This is a genomic window from Vibrio sp. VGrn 2 (assembly GCF_009361695.1).
Taxonomy (GTDB): Bacteria; Pseudomonadota; Gammaproteobacteria; order Enterobacterales; family Vibrionaceae; genus Vibrio; species Vibrio diabolicus.
Window position 1 is genome coordinate 257415 of sequence record NZ_RBWD01000004.1, and the last position, 20142, is coordinate 277556.

15 protein-coding genes are annotated in these 20142 nt (G+C 45.4%); 7 read left to right on the forward strand and 8 right to left on the reverse strand.

The window, feature by feature from the left end:
- Positions 1–121 precede the first annotated feature (121 nt).
- From glnA to add, 6 genes are all read left to right on the forward strand, one after another.
- Positions 122–1531 (forward strand): glutamate--ammonia ligase, encoded by a 1410-nt coding sequence (gene glnA, locus D8S93_RS09830; protein WP_005395023.1) that lies wholly within the window; start codon positions 122–124, stop codon positions 1529–1531.
- 196 nt (positions 1532–1727) lie between these two features.
- Positions 1728–2309, forward strand: a complete 582-nt coding sequence (locus tag D8S93_RS09835; protein ID WP_145533313.1) for a DUF4124 domain-containing protein — start codon at positions 1728–1730, stop codon at positions 2307–2309.
- A gap of 131 nt (positions 2310–2440) precedes the next feature.
- Entirely contained in the window at positions 2441–3487 is a 1047-nt protein-coding gene (glnL, locus tag D8S93_RS09840; protein ID WP_005395035.1) for a nitrogen regulation protein NR(II), read from the forward strand.
- Positions 3488–3544: 57 nt separating this feature from the next.
- Entirely contained in the window at positions 3545–4948 is a 1404-nt protein-coding gene (glnG, locus tag D8S93_RS09845) for a nitrogen regulation protein NR(I) (protein ID WP_005395036.1), read from the forward strand.
- Positions 4949–5050: 102 nt separating this feature from the next.
- Positions 5051–7597: an EAL domain-containing protein gene (locus D8S93_RS09850; protein WP_152812974.1), complete on the forward strand. Its 2547-nt coding sequence runs from the start codon at positions 5051–5053 to the stop codon at positions 7595–7597.
- A 147-nt stretch (positions 7598–7744) separates the two neighbouring features.
- Positions 7745–8749, forward strand: coding sequence for an adenosine deaminase (add, locus tag D8S93_RS09855; RefSeq protein WP_005395038.1), 1005 nt, complete (start codon positions 7745–7747; stop codon positions 8747–8749).
- Positions 8750–8818: 69 nt separating this feature from the next.
- Here add and hemN read toward each other — a convergent pair whose 3' ends face one another.
- The 5 genes from hemN to D8S93_RS09885 form a co-directional block, all read right to left on the reverse strand.
- Positions 8819–10210, reverse strand: coding sequence for an oxygen-independent coproporphyrinogen III oxidase (gene hemN / locus D8S93_RS09860; protein ID WP_048624602.1), 1392 nt, complete (start codon positions 10208–10210; stop codon positions 8819–8821).
- Between the two features lie 184 nt (positions 10211–10394).
- The gene (locus D8S93_RS09865; RefSeq protein WP_005379254.1) at positions 10395–10883 is read right to left on the reverse strand and encodes a DUF2489 domain-containing protein; all 489 of its coding nucleotides are present in this window, start codon (positions 10881–10883) and stop codon (positions 10395–10397) included.
- A gap of 7 nt (positions 10884–10890) precedes the next feature.
- Entirely contained in the window at positions 10891–11433 is a 543-nt protein-coding gene (yihI, locus tag D8S93_RS09870) for a Der GTPase-activating protein YihI (RefSeq protein ID WP_005394455.1), read from the reverse strand.
- Positions 11433–12071, reverse strand: coding sequence for a class I SAM-dependent methyltransferase (locus D8S93_RS09875; RefSeq protein WP_193621594.1), 639 nt, complete (start codon positions 12069–12071; stop codon positions 11433–11435). The genes yihI and D8S93_RS09875 overlap by 1 nt, the downstream gene beginning before the upstream one ends.
- A gap of 839 nt (positions 12072–12910) precedes the next feature.
- Positions 12911–13528, reverse strand: a complete 618-nt coding sequence (locus D8S93_RS09885; protein ID WP_005379248.1) for a c-type cytochrome — start codon at positions 13526–13528, stop codon at positions 12911–12913.
- Between the two features lie 159 nt (positions 13529–13687).
- Between D8S93_RS09885 and yihA the strand changes: the two genes are divergently transcribed.
- Positions 13688–14347 carry a ribosome biogenesis GTP-binding protein YihA/YsxC gene (gene yihA, locus D8S93_RS09890; protein ID WP_005394452.1) on the forward strand — a complete coding sequence of 220 codons (660 nt, stop codon included), beginning with the start codon at positions 13688–13690 and terminating at the stop codon, positions 14345–14347.
- 749 nt (positions 14348–15096) lie between these two features.
- Here the strand turns inward: yihA and polA are convergent.
- From polA to hemB, 3 genes are all read right to left on the reverse strand, one after another.
- Entirely contained in the window at positions 15097–17883 is a 2787-nt protein-coding gene (gene polA / locus D8S93_RS09895) for a DNA polymerase I (protein WP_006741776.1), read from the reverse strand.
- A 620-nt stretch (positions 17884–18503) separates the two neighbouring features.
- A complete protein-coding gene (locus D8S93_RS09905; protein WP_193621595.1) occupies positions 18504–18938 on the reverse strand; it encodes a GNAT family N-acetyltransferase in 435 nt (144 codons plus the stop codon).
- Between the two features lie 127 nt (positions 18939–19065).
- Positions 19066–20127, reverse strand: a complete 1062-nt coding sequence (gene hemB, locus D8S93_RS09910; RefSeq protein ID WP_031777176.1) for a porphobilinogen synthase — start codon at positions 20125–20127, stop codon at positions 19066–19068.
- Positions 20128–20142: the final 15 nt, after the last annotated feature.

The window sequence follows — 20142 nt, forward strand, 5'->3', positions numbered from 1 at the left end:
TTTGGCTTTAGTTAAAACAGCATCGATTAATGAAAAGTCAAATTGATTAATCAATGCCAGGTTTCATGAATAATTCATAAATCGAGCTTTTACCGCTTATTAACACTGGAGGTTATCCAAGATGTCAGTAGAAAACGTTCTATCGCTGATCCAAGAAAACGAAGTTAAGTTTGTTGACCTACGCTTCACTGATACAAAAGGTAAAGAGCAGCACATTTCGATCCCTGCTCACCAAATCGACGCAGACTTCTTCGAAGAAGGTAAAATGTTCGATGGTTCATCAGTTGCTGGCTGGAAAGGTATCAACGAATCAGACATGGTAATGATGCCTGACGCATCTTCTGCTGTGCTTGACCCATTCACGGAAGACGCAACACTCAACATCCGTTGTGACATCTTAGAGCCGGCAACAATGCAAGGCTACGACCGTGACCCACGTTCTATCGCAAAACGCGCTGAAGACTTCATGCGCTCTACTGGCGTTGCAGATACTGTACTTATCGGTCCTGAGCCAGAATTCTTCCTATTTGACGACGTGAAGTTCGCGACTGACATGTCAGGCTCTTTCTTCAAGATCGATGACGTAGAAGCAGCATGGAACACAGGTTCTGATTACGAAGAAGGTAACAAAGGTCACCGTCCAGGCGTTAAAGGTGGTTACTTCCCTGTAGCTCCAGTGGATTCATCTCAAGATATCCGTTCTGCTATGTGTCTAGTAATGGAAGAGATGGGTCTTGTTGTTGAAGCACACCACCACGAAGTGGCAACAGCGGGTCAAAACGAAATCGCAACTCGTTTCAACACGCTAACAACCAAAGCTGACGAAATCCAAATCTACAAGTACGTTGTACACAACGTTGCTCACGCGTTTGGTAAAACGGCAACATTCATGCCTAAACCACTTGTTGGTGACAACGGTAGCGGTATGCACGTTCACCAATCTCTAGCGAAAGATGGTGTAAACCTATTTGCTGGTGACAAGTACGGCGGTCTATCTGAAATGGCGCTTTACTACATTGGCGGTATCATCAAACACGCTCGTGCAATCAACGCATTTGCTAACCCATCAACAAACTCGTACAAACGTCTTGTACCAGGCTTCGAAGCGCCAGTTATGCTTGCTTACTCTGCACGTAACCGCTCTGCTTCAATCCGTATCCCTGTGGTACCAAGCCCGAAAGCACGTCGTATCGAAGTTCGTTTCGGTGACCCAGCGGCTAACCCATACCTATGCTTTGCATCAATGCTAATGGCTGGTCTTGACGGTATTAAGAACAAGATCCACCCAGGCGAAGCAATGGATAAAGACCTTTACGATCTACCAGCAGAAGAAGCAGCAGAAATCCCAACGGTTGCATACTCACTGAAAGACGCACTAGCAGAGCTAGATGCTGACCGTGAATTCCTAACAGCGGGTGGTGTATTCTCTGACGACTTCATCGACTCTTACATCGAGCTGAAATCTCAGGACGTAGAGCGCGTGAACATGACAACTCACCCAGTTGAGTTCGAACTTTACTACTCTGTATAAGGTCGACACTGTGTAAAATGTAAACACAGCAACAAAATATTAGGCTCGCCTCGCAGGCGGGCCTTTTTTGTATTCGTCAGTCAAGATTCGACGTTTAACATGAGGGGATAATAAAAATACGCTTGGACTTTTTACCTTATGGGTCAAAGAGCTAAGCCATTGAAACGTGAAATCATCGATCAAAAGAAGGTGAGCAATGAAAGTTCAGCTTATTCCATCGCTATGTGCTCTCAGCGGATTGTTAATCGCCTCCATCGCATCAGCGCAGGTTGCTTATACATGGGTAGATAAAAATGGCGTGGTTCATTTTAGTGATACGCCAAACCAAGGTGCAAAAGCCATCGCGCTGCCAAACCTTGAAGCCAGCGCACCCGCTCCTAAGGTAGAAAGCACGGAATCACTCGCCCCTCAGACCAAGCCATCGAAAGAGCCACAAGACAAGCCGGAAAAGAAAACCGATAAACCTCTCCCATTAAAGCTCTCGATGCTGACTCCTCAACATAACGAAACCATCCGCAGCAACCGAGGCATCATCAATATTCAACTGGAAACCAATCGCAAGCTTGGTATCGGCGAACAGTTACAACTGCTGCTCGACGGAAAACCTTATGGTGCGCCACAAAGCCATATGACGTGGCAGTTAAACAATATTGACCGAGGCACCCACACACTGGCCGTGCACGCGAAAAGAAGCGGCAAGCTTATTGCATCTACTAGCCCTATAACGGTGCATTTACATAGAGCAAGTGTTAAGCCGACCGTAAAAGGGGCAAAATAGAATATCTGGTGAAAAAATAGCATCACTGCGGCGCTTTTCACTTTTTCTTCTGAGATTTATTCGCCATACTTAACGTTCAATTGCACCATTATTGTGCAACGCACAATCTTAAAGCAAAACAAGGACGTAATGTGGATACCAGTCTTCCTAGTGCCATTCTCAACAACATGGTGACAGCAACGCTGATTCTTGATGATGGATTGGCTATCCGTTATGCCAATCCGGCTGCCGAGTTGCTGTTTTCTCAAAGCGCGAAACGTATTGTTGAACAATCGCTTTCTCAATTGATTCAACATGCGTCGCTGGATCTCGCGCTGCTCACTCAACCATTGCAAAGTGGCCAAAGCATCACCGACAGTGACGTCACTTTCGTTGTTGATGGCCGCCCCTTAATGCTAGAGGTGACAGTTAGCCCAATCACTTGGCAAAAGCAGTTGATGCTTCTGGTCGAGATGCGCAAAATTGATCAGCAGCGCCGACTCTCTCAAGAACTGAACCAGCACGCCCAACAACAAGCGGCGAAACTGTTAGTCCGAGGGCTTGCACATGAGATCAAAAACCCGCTAGGTGGATTACGTGGTGCAGCGCAATTGCTAGAAAAAATGCTGCCAGAGCCTTCTCTCACCGAGTATACGCACATCATTATTGAGCAAGCCGACCGTTTAAGAGCGCTCGTTGATCGATTACTCGGGCCACAAAAGCCAGGTAAGAAGACACAAGAAAACTTGCATCAAATTCTGGAAAAGGTTCGCCAGTTGGTTGAATTAGAATCGCAACGTTCAATCGTGATTGAACGCGATTACGACCCGAGCTTGCCAGAAATTTTGATGGATGCGGACCAAATCGAACAGGCGATGCTTAATATCGTCAGTAATGCAGCGCAAATTCTTAGCCATCAAGAACACGGTAAAATCACCATTCGCACCAGAACGGTGCATCAAGCTAATATTCACGGCAAACGCTGTAAACTCGCTGCGCGTGTCGAAATCACAGACAACGGCCCAGGCATTCCACCGGAATTACAAGACACGCTGTTCTATCCCATGGTCAGTGGCCGCGAGGGAGGAACTGGCTTAGGGCTGTCTATTTCACAAAATTTGATCGACCAGCACAATGGAAAAATAGACGTAGAAAGCTGGCCTGGTCACACAACATTTACTATTTATTTGCCGATCTGATTGCGCTAATGGACTTCAAGTCGCATCAATTTTTCGGTTTTCTGCAAGGATTACTACATGAGTAAAGGATATGTTTGGGTCGTTGATGACGACAGTTCCATTCGCTGGGTGATGGAGAAAACGCTCTCCTCTGCCAACATAAAATGCGAAACCTATGCCGATGGGGAAAGCGTTTTGATGGCGCTCGAACGCGAAGTACCAGATGTGCTGGTATCGGACATTCGCATGCCGGGCATTGATGGATTAGAGCTGCTAAAACAAGTACAGCGCGATTACCCAGACCTTCCCGTGATTATCATGACCGCCCACTCAGATTTGGATGCGGCAGTGAATGCGTACCAAAAAGGCGCCTTTGAATACTTACCAAAGCCTTTTGATATCGATGAAACCTTAACTCTGGTTGAACGAGCGATTGCACACAGTCACGAAAATAAACGTGAGCAACTCTCTCCAGAAGACATTCCTGCGGAAACGCCAGAAATCATCGGTGAAGCGCCAGCCATGCAAGAAGTATTTCGCGCCATTGGTCGTCTTTCTCGCTCCTCAATTTCAGTATTGATTAACGGTGAATCGGGCACGGGTAAAGAGCTCGTTGCTCATGCGTTGCACCGCCATAGTCCTCGCGCCAACAAACCTTTTATTGCACTCAATATGGCGGCGATTCCCAAAGATCTGATTGAGTCAGAGTTGTTTGGTCATGAAAAAGGGGCATTTACCGGGGCGAACAATGTTCGTCAGGGTCGATTCGAACAAGCCAATGGCGGCACCCTATTTTTAGACGAAATCGGTGACATGCCGTTAGATATTCAAACCCGTTTGCTGCGTGTTCTGGCCGACGGACAGTTTTATCGAGTGGGCGGTCACTCCCCAATCAGCGTCGACGTAAGGATTGTCGCGGCAACACACCAGAATTTAGAAAAGCTGGTGCATGAAGGCGATTTCCGTGAAGACTTATTCCATCGCTTGAACGTGATTCGAGTGCAGATTCCGGCATTGCGTGAACGTAAGCAGGACATCGAAAAACTTACGCAGCATTTTCTTATCCGAGCGGCTGATGAGCTGGGGGTCGAAACCAAAACTCTGCATCCGTCGACCGTTGAAATTCTTAACCGCCTTGATTGGCCGGGCAACGTGCGTCAATTAGAGAATATTTGCCGTTGGTTAACCGTCATGGCCAGTGGTAGCGAGGTATTGCCAAACGACTTACCAAGCGAACTGCTCGAAGAGAAAAAATCCATTTCGGACTCTGAGCATGGCAGCTGGCAAGAACAATTGGCGGATTGGGCACGTCAATCACTCGCGGCAGGAGATAAAGAACTGCTTTCTTATGCTTTACCAGAATTTGAGCGCATTTTATTAGAGGCCGCTTTGGAGCACACTAAAGGTCACAAGCAAGATGCCGCTAAAGTATTAGGCTGGGGGCGAAACACGCTTACCAGAAAATTAAAAGAATTGTACTGACAATCACTTACGTGGTGCGTTAACAACGAGAGTCGTTTGTCACTCGATATTAACAAAAATATCAGTACAATTGTGGCGCACCACCATCTATGTGATTAGGCAATGTCTACTGCTACGACTCAAATTACACTGCGTACCGCTGTTCTCATTCCATTTGTCATGATCTTCTTACTGGCGATCGGTGTCATTGTCTACGTCCAAAAACAAAGCTACGAAGAAGTGGTCACAGATATCAGCGACAAACAACTTTCCGTGTTAACCGAAAGTGTCCACGACCACCTTAATAGCTATCTGCGCAAGCCGTTTACTGCAGTTATGGCTCTCGCACATAACGTCAGCTATCACAACCTTTATCACCCTCACGACACCTCAGATATTCAAAGCTACCTGCTGAGTGCATTCAAAAACCTTTACCAATCGATACCGCAGTTGGATGTCATCGCATTTGGTTCAGAAAGCGGTGACTTTGCCGGGTTCCGCCGCGAGCTTTCCGACGATTACACCTTAATGGTTCAAGATCGATATACCGATGGTGATCTGATTATTTATGGCACCAACCATGTGAGTAATAGCATTCGAACGGTTATCTCTCCATACGATCCTCGCACTCGCCCATGGTATACGCCCGTCGCAGAGACTCAAACCTCGATGTGGTCTGAGATTTATACGAATGCCGATGAACGCCAGGATATTACGCTGTCAGCCATGACACCGGTGTATAAACACGACCAATTTGCTGGCGTGTTGGTGACAGACATTCGCATCAACACATTTAACGAATTTCTACGTGAGTTAAAATACAACACCAAAGCTTCGGTCTACATCATGGACCCAGAGCATCGTTTAATCGCTCACTCAGGCCCGGGAAGCGTTATCTCATGGGGCACAAAGTTTTCTGATAAAGGGCAGCGTTTGTTTGCGGCTGAAAACGCAGATCCGATCATCAAAATCAGTGCGAGCCGCGTTCGGTCGTTTGATCTCAACAATACTAAGCAACCTTACACCTTTTCATTTGAGCATGACGGCCAACGTATTTTCAGCCGACTAACCCCATACCGAGATCAAAACGGTTTAACATGGTTTATTGGCACCTCTATATCTGAATCCGAGTTGCTGGGTACATTGCCGAAAAGCCAACAAAAGAGTTGGCTGGTCGGGTTTATCGTCAGCTTATTTGGTATCGCCATCAGTTGGATCATTTTCAACCGAGTCACCAGACCGATTAACGCGACGGCCGACGCCGCCCAACACCTTGCGAATGGCGATTGGGACAGCAGTATGCCAAAACCTGGTTATGTGTATGAGACAACGGTACTTGTGCATGCCTTTAATGAGATGACGAGTAACCTCAGAGCCTCATTTAAAGCGTTGCGTGAGCAGTTGGTTTATGACTCTCTGACACGCTTATACAGTCGTCAGGGCTTGGTCGAAATCTGTGAGAACCAATCTCACCTGTGCCACGGCAGTTTATTTTTACTTGGTATCAACAAATTTAGAGATATCAACGACAGTGTGGGTCATCATAACGGTGATCAACTGTTGGTCAGCATCGCAGAAAGGCTAAAACAAGAGTTTAGTGATAACGCGTTACTGGCTCGGATTGGCGGTGATGAGTTCGCAGTGTTTCTCTCAAACGCCGATACTGAAGCCCAAGTTAAACAAACCGAGCGTCGATTACAGCAACTCTTTTCCACCCCATTTATGGTGGAAGGTGAGAATGTAGTGATGAAGATTTCACTTGGCATTGTGCAAACCCAACCAAATGAAACCATGCCGCTGTGGCTTCGCAACGCCAGCATCGCATTAAGCTACGCCAAGCAAGACTCACTGACCGGTGTCTGTCATTACAGCCCTGAACTGGCAAGCGCTTCAAAGTTCCGCACCCAAATGCTGACTAAGATTCAAACTGGCATCGAAAACCAAGAGTTTGTCCCTCATTATCAACCTATTGTGGATCTCGCTAGTGGTAATGTGTGTGGCGCAGAAGCGCTGGCGCGCTGGCACAGTGACTCAGGAATGGTGTCACCATTAGATTTTATTCCAATCGCAGAAGAAAGCGGCATGATCAAAGCCATTGGCCAACAAATTCTGTTACAAGCTTGCCGCGATACATACCAAGCCATTCAAAGTAATCAGTGGCCATCAGACTTCCAACTGCATGTGAACATCTCCGTTAATCAACTGTCCTGCCCTGATTTTGTCGATACGGTGACCAACGTATTGGATATCACAAAATTACCCGCCAGTAACCTAACACTGGAGATCACCGAGTCGCGCATTATTGATAGCGCACCAACCACACTGGAAAATATGACCAAACTGCGTGATATGGGGATTGGTATCGCGATCGATGATTTCGGTACCGGTTACTCATCACTGGGTTATCTTCACTCACTGCCATTTACTTGTTTGAAGATTGATCGCACCTTCATCAATCAACTCACGCAAGAAAACTTAGACAGTTCGGTCGTTGCTGCGGTCATCAATATCACCGCGGGCCTCAAAACCAATGTCGTCGCAGAAGGCGTAGAGGATAGCAATCAAGCACAATTACTACGCTCTTTAGGCTGCAACCAAGTGCAAGGCTTCTATTACAGCCGTCCAATGCCACTAGAAGAGTGGCCAACACATTTGGTTAACATGAAGTAAAAAAGAGCGAGAATCGTTGATTTCCTAGTCATCCTCTACTGACAATCTACCTAACTGTTATTTATACTTAACTGCAAATCTTACCCATGTATTGTCACAGATGATGTTTGGGCCCTGTTCCAGTTCATAACTATCCGGATCGACATAATGATAACGAAGAACCTTCCTCTTACTGATTTGCACCGCCACCTCGACGGTAACATTCGTACTAAAACGATTCTTGAGCTTGGCCAAAAATTTGGTATTGCTCTGCCAGCGTACGATATTGAGTCTCTCACTCCTCACGTTCAAATTGTCGAAGCGGAACCCTCTCTTGTAGCTTTCCTTTCTAAGCTCGACTGGGGTGTTGCGGTACTGGGCGACCTAGATGCGTGTCGTCGTGTGGCGTACGAAAACGTGGAAGACGCACTAAACGCTCAAATCGATTATGCTGAACTGCGTTTCTCACCATACTACATGGCAATGAAACACAAGTTACCAGTAGCGGGTGTTGTTGAAGCAGTCGTGGACGGTGTGCAAGCGGGTATGCGCGATTTTGGCGTGAAAGCCAACCTGATCGGCATCATGAGTCGCACATTTGGCACCGACGCATGCCAACAAGAACTGGACGGTATTCTGAGCCAAAAAGATCACATCGTTGCCGTCGACTTGGCGGGTGACGAACTGGGCCAACCGGGCGATCGCTTTGTGTCTCACTTCAAACAAGTACGCGACGCTGGCCTTGGGGTAACGGTTCATGCTGGTGAAGCAGCAGGTGCAGAGAGCATGTGGCAAGCAATCAATGAGCTGGGCGCAACTCGTATCGGTCACGGCGTAAAAGCGATCCACGATCCAAAACTGATGGATTACCTAGCAGAAAACCGCATTGGTATTGAGTCTTGCCTAACATCAAACTACCAAACAAGCACGGTAGAAACGTTAGAAAACCACCCTCTCAAACAGTTCCTAGAGCATGGCGTTCTTGCGTGTCTGAACACTGACGATCCAGCGGTAGAAGGCATCGAACTGCCATACGAATACGAAGTAGCGGCACCAGCAGCTGGTCTGAGCCAAGACCAGATTCGCCAAGCACAAATCAATGGCCTTGAGATTGCGTTCCTTTCAGAAGCAGAAAAAGCGGAACTGAAAGCAAAAGTAAAAGATCGCGCTTAAATCCAGCGAAAACATAAAAAAATGCCAGCATCTGCTGGCATTTTTTATATCTTGAATCGGCGTCTATGATTAGATAACACGAGAGAATTGTTGCTGACGCGCCTTCGCTCGCAGGTACTTATCGAAGCTCATACAAATATTACGGATCAGCAAACGACCTCGCAGCGTCACACGAATTTCATTGTCATCCACTTCCACCAGCTCATCGTTGATGAAGGTCTGAAGTAGCTGCAAATCTTCTTTAAAGTACTGATCAAACTTTACTTTAAACTCAGACTCGATCGCTTTCTTGTCTAGTTTAAAATTACAAATCAGCTGCTTGATCACTTCGCGACGGAGCAAATCATCAGAGTCCAGCGAGACCCCTTTCCACAGTGCGTGACGAAGTTCGTTGACTTGAGCGTAGTATTTCTTCAGCTCTTTCTGGTTTTGCGCGTATGCATCGCCGATCATCGAGATTGCAGAGACACCAAAGCCAACCAAATCACATTCACCTTGTGTGGTGTAGCCTTGGAAGTTGCGATGCAAAATACCTTCGCGCTGGGCAACGGCAAGCTCATCGTCCGGCAAAGCAAAGTGGTCCATGCCGATAAATTGATAGCCCGCGCCAGTCAGTGTCGCGATGGTATCTTGCAGAATCGCCATCTTCTCTTCTGCTTTAGGCAGATCTTCGTCTTTAATCTTACGCTGCGCTGCAAATAGCTGTGGCATGTGCGCGTAGTTAAACACGGACAGACGGCCCGGCTGCATTTCCAGTACTTGTTCTAACGTCTTGGCAAAAGAGTCTTTGGTTTGCTTTGGCAAGCCGTAGATCAAATCTAGGTTTGTCGAACGGAAACCCAACTCTTTTGCGCGCGCAACCATCGCAAAGATGAACTCTTCATCTTGCTCACGGTTCACCAGTTTTTGCACTTCTTTGTTGAAGTCCTGAACACCGATGCTTAAGCGGTTAAAGCCTTCACTACGCAGGTGATCCAGCATGGTGATCTGAATTTCACGCGGGTCAACTTCGATACTGATTTCAGCATCACTGCTAAAGGTAAACTCTTGGCGCAACAGGCTCATTACGCGTGTAATTTGCTTTTCAGAAAGGAACGTTGGCGTACCACCACCAAAGTGCAATTGCGTTACCGTTCTGCCCACCAATAAGGCTGCACGTTGACGAATCTCATGCTCAAGTACATCGAGGTATTCGTCCGCTTTGTGCGAGTGGCGCGTGATGACTTTATTACAACCACAGTAGTAACAAAGCTTGTGACAGAACGGAATGTGCACGTACAGCGATAATGGGCGGTCTGGGTACTGAGTGCATGCCATATCATAATCAGAAATGGTGAACGCTTCATGGAACTCCAGCGCCGTTGGGTACGACGTGTAGCGAGGACCGGAATAGTTGTACTTATCCAATACCGCTTGATCCCAGACGATTTGCTGCTTCGATTCAGTGTGTTGATTCGACATGGTGGTACTTTCCGTTAAATGCTAGGGCAACGAAAGCCGTCACCCGATATTCAGAGCCGCTATTTTGCCATACGACGATGACAAGCGTGGCAACGCCGACTGGCTTTTTAAGTATAAAACTAAAGAAGTGCTAGCGTGATCACGATACCCCCAGCAGTCATAAGGAAACCATTGGGGGTAACTATTAAATCATCTGAATATTGATTTGATTATTCAGTGGCTGGACGTTTTTCTGCAACACTTTGAGCTCCTCAATGATCGCATCAGTGAGGCGGCTTTCCGCTTTATGACGCGTCAAGTTCTGTTGCATACGCTCTTTCTTGGCAAGTTGTTGGCGTTCTTCACCACGCGCCATATCTTTCACGATATGGTAAAGCTCAGAAATTGCAGGGTACGTTTTATCAAAATCGACACGGTCTTCACCTTGTACATAATCCATGATGTTATACACACGAATACTGATTTCAGATAAATCGCATTGGCCTTGAATACCCGCCTGACACAAGGTATGCACATTCTCAAAAATGTTGGCGTTACGTTTATCTATCGCCAATTTTTGATGCTTTAGCTGCAATTCCTTTTGCTTTTTCAATTGAAGCAGAAGGTAACCTGCATAAGAAGCAAGTGCGATGATAATCACAACACCAGCAATAGCTAATAAGGTTACATTCATAGCTTAATTATCCTTTGTAGTCGTCGAAGTTAATGTCGTCGAAATCTGCCAGCAAGTCATCATCATTGCGCGTGCTTTTCTCAGCAGGAGCAGTGAAGTCTTCCTCTTCTTCAGGTTCCAACAAACCTAGTTGGTCCATTAGCTTCTCAATGCGGTCGAGCTTCTCATCGACGTATTTCTGTAGACCTGTGCCTAGGTTTTCACCCGCTTCAATACGGTCTAGCAACACGTTCAATTGCGCGTCATTTTCTAGCATCTCTAGTTCTTGCTCTGCCGACAAACGACGCTCTTGCTTCGTCATTTTCTTCGCAGGCTCAACAACCAGAGGAATTTTCTTTTTGCTGCCTAAACGCGGGTCGCGGTTTTGTGCAGCAGCTTGCTTTTTCTGCTCATTAACCTCTGAGTTACGGTTACCCGTTTTCAAGCCTTTGCGCTTTTTAGCACGCTTGCGTAGGCGGCCTTCCACATCAGATTCTGTACGGTTACGAGTTACAACAAACTCAGGTGCGCCAGCGGCACCTGGCTTTCTAGATTTTTTACTACGGCTCATTACTGGGGTTTCCTCAGTAAAATTACATCATTACCAATAAATTCGAGTTCGAGCTTATCCCGCTCTGCTAGGAACTGGAACGTGTCACGACTAAAGAACACTACATGAGTGAGATCGTTCTTATAATGCCATGATTTGAAAGCCTCCACGTCGATGACCATTTTCGTCATCAGGCCTATCCAGCCCCCTGGCTTAACTAAATTCAACCATTGCTTCCACACCAAATCTGGGTGGTAGAGGTGCTCTATCACCTCTGTTGCTGTCATGAAGTCATACGTTTTTTCTAAAACCGACGTATCAGGGTGGTAGTAGAGGTCGTACAACGCCATGTTGTGCCCCGCCTCTTCCAGCATTAAGGAGAGCATTGGGCCAGGACCACAACCAAAGTCGATACCATTTGATTGTGGAGAAATTCGCTCTGTGATCGGGTCAGCAATACGCGACAAAAAGCGTCGGTAACCTAAATCTTCAGGGTTGTTCTCATGCAAATCATAGTGAGCTTTTTCGGTTTCCGCATCCAAACGTTGGTCTGGATTCACAAACACCAAACAGCACTGCTCACATTGAAGATATTCACGTCGCTTATCTTCAAAATAGTGGTGAGTACGCTGATTTTGGCATAAAGGACAGGTATGCATGCTGACTTCCTCAAACAGGGATGCGAAACATACCAGAAAGTGAACTCAGATTGGAGTGTTACTGAGCATTTTTTCAGCAATTTTTGTTAAAAAACTTTGTTTACAACCCATCGAAGTAAATAAGTGCAGTAATCGTAATTCAGATTGCGACTTACCAAGGGAAAAGAATATAAAAAAAGCGACAGTCAGACTGTCGCTTTCTAAGTGCCATCAAGTGGCGAAACTGTGTTGCACACATTTGGTGCACCAATGATCCCTTTGTTTTTCGAGCTTTCCCTGCCAAAAAGAGTTGTTTTTCATCTTCCTGATGAGTTTTGGCTATCCGTTTACTTCCTGTCTACTGAGCAACTTCCTGTGCCTGATCCGTTTCACTGTCTTAACCGTCAGACGAGATGACCATCCTTATCAGATAGGCTCCCTACCTATCTAAATCCCTTTCTAAATCACCAAGCATCCGAGCTACATCCTTGGAGACCTAAACCGTGGTCTAAAATCCTTACATTCACCCCCTGTGAACGACTTCTACTTTACGCCATCCCGCGATGCTCACAAGTAATGGGTTGAAAAAATAATCCGCCTATTTTCTAAAAATATCAAAATTATCATTTAATCAAAAACTTAAAAACACTAACAAGAAAAAGCCAACATCAAGTATGGCAAATCTCTCACAAACTGCCGAGCTAACTATCGCTTTCGAACTCAAAGTCGACTGTGATATTTGTCACGAACAAAAATGCCCTAGCGAATTCACTAGGGCATTTTTGTATAAGTTGCTCGAACGATGTAGGGACATCTACCCAATAAACTCAAGATGCAGGATCTTGAGCGATTTAGGTATATTAGTGCAGACCGCCAACGTATTTAGACAGCACTTCGATATCTTCGTCTGTCATTTTCTTCGCGATGTCGCGCATCATGGCATTCATATCATTACCACGGTCGCCATCACGGAATTTTTCTAGCTGAGCTTTGATGTAGTCAGCATGCTGACCAGAAATTTTAGGGAAACCTGAAAGCTCTGTACCATTGCCACGAGGACCATGACATGCAATACATGCGGTTAGGCCACGCTCGGCATCACCAGCGGTATAAAGCGTTTTGCCTTTTGCTACCACATCTTCAGGTGTTGAGTTTTCTGAAACTGGTAGCGAAGCGTAGTAAGCAGATAGGTCTGCGATATCTTCATCGCTCAGTGGCATTGCCATACCACTCATTACAGGATCGTAACGACCTTGTTTACCACCACTTGTCATGCCTAGCTTAAGTTCTTTTAACTGCTTCTCAAGATACTTAGCGTGTTGGCCTGCGAGTTTCGGGTACGTTGTTATTGCACTGTTGCCATCTGCTCCGTGACAGGCGACACAGGTTTGTGATTTTGCTTTACCAGCCTCAATATTACCTTGGGCCCATACTGAGCAACTGGCTAAAAGACTCAAAATTAGCGCTAATTTCTTCATGACATTCCATTATAATTATCAAGCTTCCAGTACCACGGAATGTGAACATACCGCGTACACTCATGGTACAATAGGCGACCTTATGCCGAGCACGGTTATTTTACACATTTTCACAAAAAAGTAATCAATCGACTACACAAAGTCGAGATGGAGTTAACAGTGAGCGTAAAAATTCATTACCAAAATACGCATTTCATCACCAGCGCACCCGATATTCGTCACCTACCGGAAGACGAAGGTGTCGAAATTGCGTTTGCAGGACGCTCAAACGCTGGTAAATCGAGTGCACTTAACCGTCTAACTAATCAAAAAAGCTTAGCCAAGACATCAAAGACACCTGGTCGTACGCAATTAATCAACCTTTTCAAAGTAGAAGAAGGTTGTCACATTGTCGATCTACCTGGATACGGTTTTGCTCAAGTACCGGTAGAGATGAAAAACAAATGGCAGAAATCTTTGGGTGAATACCTACAGAAACGCGAGTGCCTAAAAGGCTTAGTGGTTCTGATGGACATTCGTCATCCAATGAAAGATCTCGACCAGCAAATGATTTTCTGGGCCATCGATAGCCACATTCCTGTGCAAGTTTTGCTAACCAAAGCAGATAAACTAAAAAGTGGCGCACGCAAACAAACCCTGCTGAAAGTTCGCAAACAGGTGGAAACTTTCGGTGGCGACGTTTCCGTTGATGTGTTCTCTTCCCTTAAAGGATTAGGCGTTGATCAGCTGCGTGCAAAACTGGATACCTGGTTTGCACCGGCGCTCGCACACCTGATAGAAGAAGGCGAACTGGATACCCCAGCAAGCGACGAAGAATAATTAACAATATTTGTTAAATTTTTTCGACACGGCCCTACCATTTGGTGGGGCTTTTGTTTATCTGAGCTAAATAACAGGCAATAAAAATCCCCACCTTCCTGGCAGGGATAACGGGAGAGAAAAATTGGTAATTATTGTTATGTGACGAAGCATTGCTGAACTATCGGATGATTTCAATAGCTTAAAAAGCCACCCAACTTTAGCTTTCGCTTAATTAACTCACAACCATAACCAATAAAGAAAATACAATTCAACAAGTTAGACAGAAACCTACCCACTTTCACGTCAACTTAGTTTCCTTCAAGAAAAAATCATAGTGTGATTGGCATAAATTTACAGACTGAATAGTTTGCGAGTTTTTGAAGAAAATTGGAGTGTAGACAATAGGTTAAAGGTGGGAGAAATATAAAGACAAGTCGTTACCAACCCAACACATTGAACAAAAAGAAAAATTTTCTTTCGCCCAATAAAAAACGCCCCAGTCAAAAGCTGACTGGGGCGGCTGAATCAGCCTAATCCAATAACGTGAAACAAAAGGTCTGAAAGATAGAACATCTTACCTCTGTACCCTACGAGTATTAATGTACAACAATTGGTCAGAATTGCAAAGAATTTTTGTAGTTTTTTTTCATGAAATTTTTATTAAGCAACATCAAAGTTAACTTTGCGCTAGCTTTTTTTAATCGCAAAAAAAAGCCAGCGTTTGTGCGCTGGCTCATAATTAATTGGTTATTTTGGTCTAAAAGTGACTAATGAGCTTGATCCCAGTTGTCACCGTGCCCTGCTTCTGCAACCAACGGTACTTTTAGCTCTGCTGCAGATTCCATCAATTTCTGTACTTTACTTTCAATTTCGGACAATGATGACTCTTCAACTTCAAAGACCAATTCATCGTGTACTTGCATTAACAACTTCACACGGCCATTGCCTTCTTCCTGAATCCACTGATCAACCAACAGCATCGCTTTCTTAATGATGTCCGCAGCCGTACCTTGCATCGGTGCGTTGATTGCCGCACGTTCAGCAGCTTTACGACGCATCCCGTTGCGCGATTTGATTTCTGGTAAATGCAAACGTCGACCAAAAATCGTTTCGACATAGCCCTTATCTGCAGCCGTGCTGCGCGTGTCTTCCATGTACTGCATAACGCCAGGGTAACGCTCAAAGTATTTATCCATGTAGGCTTGTGCTTCGCCGCGAGGGATACCAAGCTGCTTCGCCAAACCAAATGCACTCATGCCATAGATAAGCCCGAAGTTAACGGCTTTAGCACGACGACGCTGCTCGCTCGATACTTGTTCAATATCCAGACCCATAATTTCTGCCGCAGTTGCCGCGTGAATGTCTTTACCATCACGGAAGGCATCTAATAACGCTTGGTCGCCAGAAAGGTGCGCCATGATGCGCAGTTCGATTTGCGAGTAGTCGACCGCTAAGATCTTATGCCCAGATGGTGCGACAAACGCTTGGCGAATACGACGGCCGGCTTCGTTACGAATTGGAATGTTTTGTAAGTTCGGATCGGTAGAAGATAGACGACCTGTTGCGGTTACTGCTTGATGGTAAGAAGTATGCACACGCCCTGTTGTTGGGTTGATCATCTTCGGCAGCTTATCCGTGTACGTCGATTTAAGCTTCGCCAAACCGCGATATTCCAAAATCAATTTTGGCAGTGGGTAATCTAGCGCGAGTTCTTGCAGAACTTCTTCATTCGTCGATGGTGTACCTGATGGCGTTTTCTTCACCACCGGTAAACCCATTTTTTCAAATAGGATGGCTTGTAATTGCTTTGGCGAGTTCATGTTGAACTCTTGCTCTGCAATTTCATACGCTTTCTTTTCAAGCTCATCAAGGCGAGCGGTAATCTCGACCGACTGCGCACTCAGCTTCATTTCGTCAATAAAGACCCCGGTGCGTTCAATGCGCGAAAGAACTGGCACCAACGGCATTTCAATCTCTTCGTACACTGTCTTCAGGCTTTCATCCTGCTCGATATTCGCAAACAAGCGATTGTGCAGACGAAGGGTCACATCCGCATCTTCTGCCGCGTATGGCGATGCTTGTTCCAACTCGATTTGGTTAAACGTAAGCTGATTTTTGCCTTTACCTGCAATTTGCTCAAAAGAAATGCAACTATGTTGTAGGAAGCGAAGCGCCAAGCTGTCCATATCGTGTTTACCGCCGACACTGTTGTAAATGTACGATTCCAACATCGTGTCGTGCTTGATACCTTTTAGCTCAATGTCATAACGAGCCAATACAGACGCATCATACTTTAAGTTTTGACCAACTTTTGCTTTCGCTGCATCTTCAAGAATTGGCTTAAGCTGTTCTAGAACCCAATCACGATCAAGCTGTTCAGGTGCATCTAGGTAGTCATGTGCAACAGGCACATAAGCGGCAATACCTTCATCGACAGCGAATGACAAACCAACTAAGTTCGCTAGCATGTAATCTAGGTTGTCGGTTTCCGTATCAAACGCAAACAACTCGGCCGTTTGAAGTTTGTCTAGCCACGCATTGAAGGTTTCTTCATCCAGAATCGTTTCATATTGGCTGCGGTCGATTGTCACTGCGGAAGTTTCCATCTCGGCATGAGAAGCAGAGGCTTGAGCAGAGCCAGCAAGCTCAACAGCTTCTACCGACCCAGAACCACCTTCAAGTAATTCGTTCAACCAAGATTTAAACGTCAGTTGACCATACAGCTTCACCAGTTCGTCTTTATTTGGTTCCGCTTTCAGCAGTGATTCTGGCGTTTCTTCAAGTTCAACATCCAATTTAATGGTTGCGAGCTCGTACGACAGCATGGCATTTTCTTTGTTATCGATGAGCTTCTTCGCCATGGTTTTAGAGCCACGGAAACCGAGCGCAGCAATGTCATCGAGATTTTCATACAGCTTAGTCAGACCGCCAATACCTTGCAGTAGTGCGGTCGCTGTTTTATCACCCACGCCTGGTACACCAGGGATGTTATCTACTTTATCGCCCATCAGCGCTAGGTAGTCGATGATTAACTCAGGTGGAATGCCAAACTTTTCAACCACACCTTCACGATCCATCACGACGTTCGTCATGGTGTTGATCAAGGTAATATTATCATCCACCAACTGCGCCATGTCTTTATCGCCAGTACTGATCAATACAGGCATGCCTTTTTGTGATGCTTGATGCGCCAACGTACCAATGACGTCATCTGCTTCGACACCAGGAACGCAGATCAGTGGTAAACCCATCGCGCGAATAACATTGTGCAATGGTTCAATTTGGCAACGCAGATCATCCGGCATTGGCGGACGATTAGCTTTGTATTCTGCATACATATCATCACGGAAGGTTTTTCCCTTCGCATCGAAAACCACCGCGATGCGCTCAGACGCAAACTGACGCATCATGCTGCGTAACATGTTCACGACACCGTAAACGGCATTCGTTGGAATTTCACCATTGCTCATGGTGCCCGGGTAGGCGTGAAAAGCGCGATATAGGTAAGAAGAGCCGTCGATAAGGATCAACGGATTTTCAGGAATACTTGCCATAATTGTCTGTATCCAATTCAGTACTTGAGAGATCTGCCTAGGATGCCATGACTGCTGATCCGAATCTATCTTGTTCGCTCGATCTAGGTCGCGTAAATTTTTCGATTTTATTCACGAAGATAACCTCACCCTGTGGATAACTCTGTTTATAGAAATTATCCACTGGTTATCCAATGATAGAAAACACAAAAAACACACACGTTAAGCTATTGTTTTTAAATGTTTATTTTATAAAACAGCGAGAAGATCAACGATCCTTAAATGATCATCGTGTGTGGAAAAAATACGAATAGTGACGTCAAATAGAAATCGTAGAAAAGAAAAAAGCGACCCGAATGGGGTCGCCTAGCAGAAGTGGTAAAGCAAATTCTGTAAATAGAGCAGCTTAACCAAGAAGCTATAAATTACACTGGAAGCAATGTGAGCAATGTCGTGTCAAAAAGAATTCGTGCAAGTTCTCGGAAAAATGTTTCATCACTTCTCAACTTTCAGTTAATCAACTTCTGTTAATAAGTCATTCAACGTCCTTGTGAACTCTTCCTCATTCCCTAAGACAGGTTTAATAATAATGATTCTCATTTCGTAGTCAACAGTTAAATGAGAAAAAATATCATTTATTTTCACATCGCTTTAATGAAATGAACTCGAGATTCACGAAGGTTAATTTTTTCTTCAAATTTTTCAATGATATAGCCATTTTTCAATAACAATCGAAGCATAGCAGGAAACTGATTTCGAGATTTCACTTTTAACGTGTTATAGCCTTGCTCAGCCGCCCAATCTTCTTGTGCTTCCAAAAGTAATTGTGCCACGCCTTCATTTCGAGCCTCAGGAACGACACCACCTAACCAGCTATAGAAAACACCATCCTCTAATTCGTAACCTATTTTGAAGCCGACAATCGTGCCATTTTTTTCTGCAACGAGGATTAAACTGTTTTTCTCTTCTAAACGTTGAGTCATGGAATCTACCGTTTCTCCTTTCGAAAATTCGGTAACACGTGCCACAACTTGAAGTGCTTCTTCCAATGTGCCTTCACGAATCAGCATTGTCATTGTTCTCTTCTCCAAAATAAAAATACCCAAGCACCTTGGATTGTTACTGTTGTAATCCGCCTGAGGTTACTTGGGTATATACAGACGAACAACTCTTGTTGGTCTGGTGTTTCTCACTGAGCGATAATTACTCTTCAGTCGCTTCCGGAGTACGATTTAGGTGTTGAGCAGTTTGTGCATTCTCTTCTGCCAACCACTCAGCCACATCTTTCGCAAAGTACGTTAAGATGCCGTCAGCACCTGCACGTTTGAAGCACAGTAGTGATTCCATCACAATTTCGCGCTCTTTGAGCCAGCCATTCATGATCGCCGCTTTATGCATCGCGTACTCACCAGACACCTGATAAGCAAACGTCGGTACCTGAAGTTCGGTTTTAACTCGGCGAACTACATCTAAGTATGGCATACCAGGTTTAACCATCACCATGTCCGCACCTTCATTGATGTCTAGCGCCACTTCATGGATCGCTTCGTCAATGTTTGCTGGGTCCATTTGGTAGTTTTTCTTGTTGCCGCCTTTTAGATTTGAAGAAGAGCCAACCGCATCACGGAATGGCCCGTAGTAGTTCGACGCGTACTTAGCCGAGTAAGCCATGATTTGTGTATGAATGTAGCCCGCATTTTCTAATGCTTCGCGGATCTTACCAATACGGCCATCCATCATGTCTGAAGGCGCGACTACGTCAGCACCCGCTTCTGCATGAGACAAAGCCTGCTTAACCAGTACTTCCGTGGTTTCATCATTCATTACGTAGCCATCTTCATCGATGATGCCGTCTTGGCCGTGCGTCGTGAATGGGTCAAGTGCCACGTCTGTGATCACACCGATTTGAGGAATATGTTCTTTAAGCGCACGTACTGCTCGCTGGACCAAACCTTCTGGGTTGTAGGCTTCAGTAGCACATAAGCTTTTAGCGTCTTGGTTTACGACAGGGAAAAGCGCGATTGCTGGAACGCCTAGATTTGCAAGGTATTGCGCTTCTTCTAGCATTAAATCAATCGACAAACGCTCTACACCCGGCATGGACTCCACGCTCTCACGACGATCTTTACCCATTAGGATGAACATTGGGTAAATCAGATCATTAACAGAAAGTTGGTTCTCAGCCATCAAACGACGACTAAAATCGTGCTTACGTAAACGACGCATACGGCGTGCAGGGAATGGACCTTGAATTGATACAGACACCATTTTCTCCTTGTC

Coding starts and splice junctions, on each gene's coding strand:
- D8S93_RS09850 (WP_152812974.1), top strand. CDS start 5,051: ATGTCTACTGCTACGACTCAAATTACACTGCGTACCGCTGTTCTCATT.
- glnG (WP_005395036.1), top strand. CDS start 3,545: ATGAGTAAAGGATATGTTTGGGTCGTTGATGACGACAGTTCCATTCGC.
- D8S93_RS09885 (WP_005379248.1), bottom strand. CDS start 13,528: ATGAAGAAATTAGCGCTAATTTTGAGTCTTTTAGCCAGTTGCTCAGTA.
- D8S93_RS09865 (WP_005379254.1), bottom strand. CDS start 10,883: ATGAATGTAACCTTATTAGCTATTGCTGGTGTTGTGATTATCATCGCA.
- D8S93_RS09905 (WP_193621595.1), bottom strand. CDS start 18,938: ATGACAATGCTGATTCGTGAAGGCACATTGGAAGAAGCACTTCAAGTT.
- D8S93_RS09835 (WP_145533313.1), top strand. CDS start 1,728: ATGAAAGTTCAGCTTATTCCATCGCTATGTGCTCTCAGCGGATTGTTA.
- D8S93_RS09875 (WP_193621594.1), bottom strand. CDS start 12,071: ATGCATACCTGTCCTTTATGCCAAAATCAGCGTACTCACCACTATTTT.
- glnA (WP_005395023.1), top strand. CDS start 122: ATGTCAGTAGAAAACGTTCTATCGCTGATCCAAGAAAACGAAGTTAAG.
- polA (WP_006741776.1), bottom strand. CDS start 17,883: ATGGCAAGTATTCCTGAAAATCCGTTGATCCTTATCGACGGCTCTTCT.
- yihI (WP_005394455.1), bottom strand. CDS start 11,433: ATGAGCCGTAGTAAAAAATCTAGAAAGCCAGGTGCCGCTGGCGCACCT.
- hemN (WP_048624602.1), bottom strand. CDS start 10,210: ATGTCGAATCAACACACTGAATCGAAGCAGCAAATCGTCTGGGATCAA.
- add (WP_005395038.1), top strand. CDS start 7,745: ATGATAACGAAGAACCTTCCTCTTACTGATTTGCACCGCCACCTCGAC.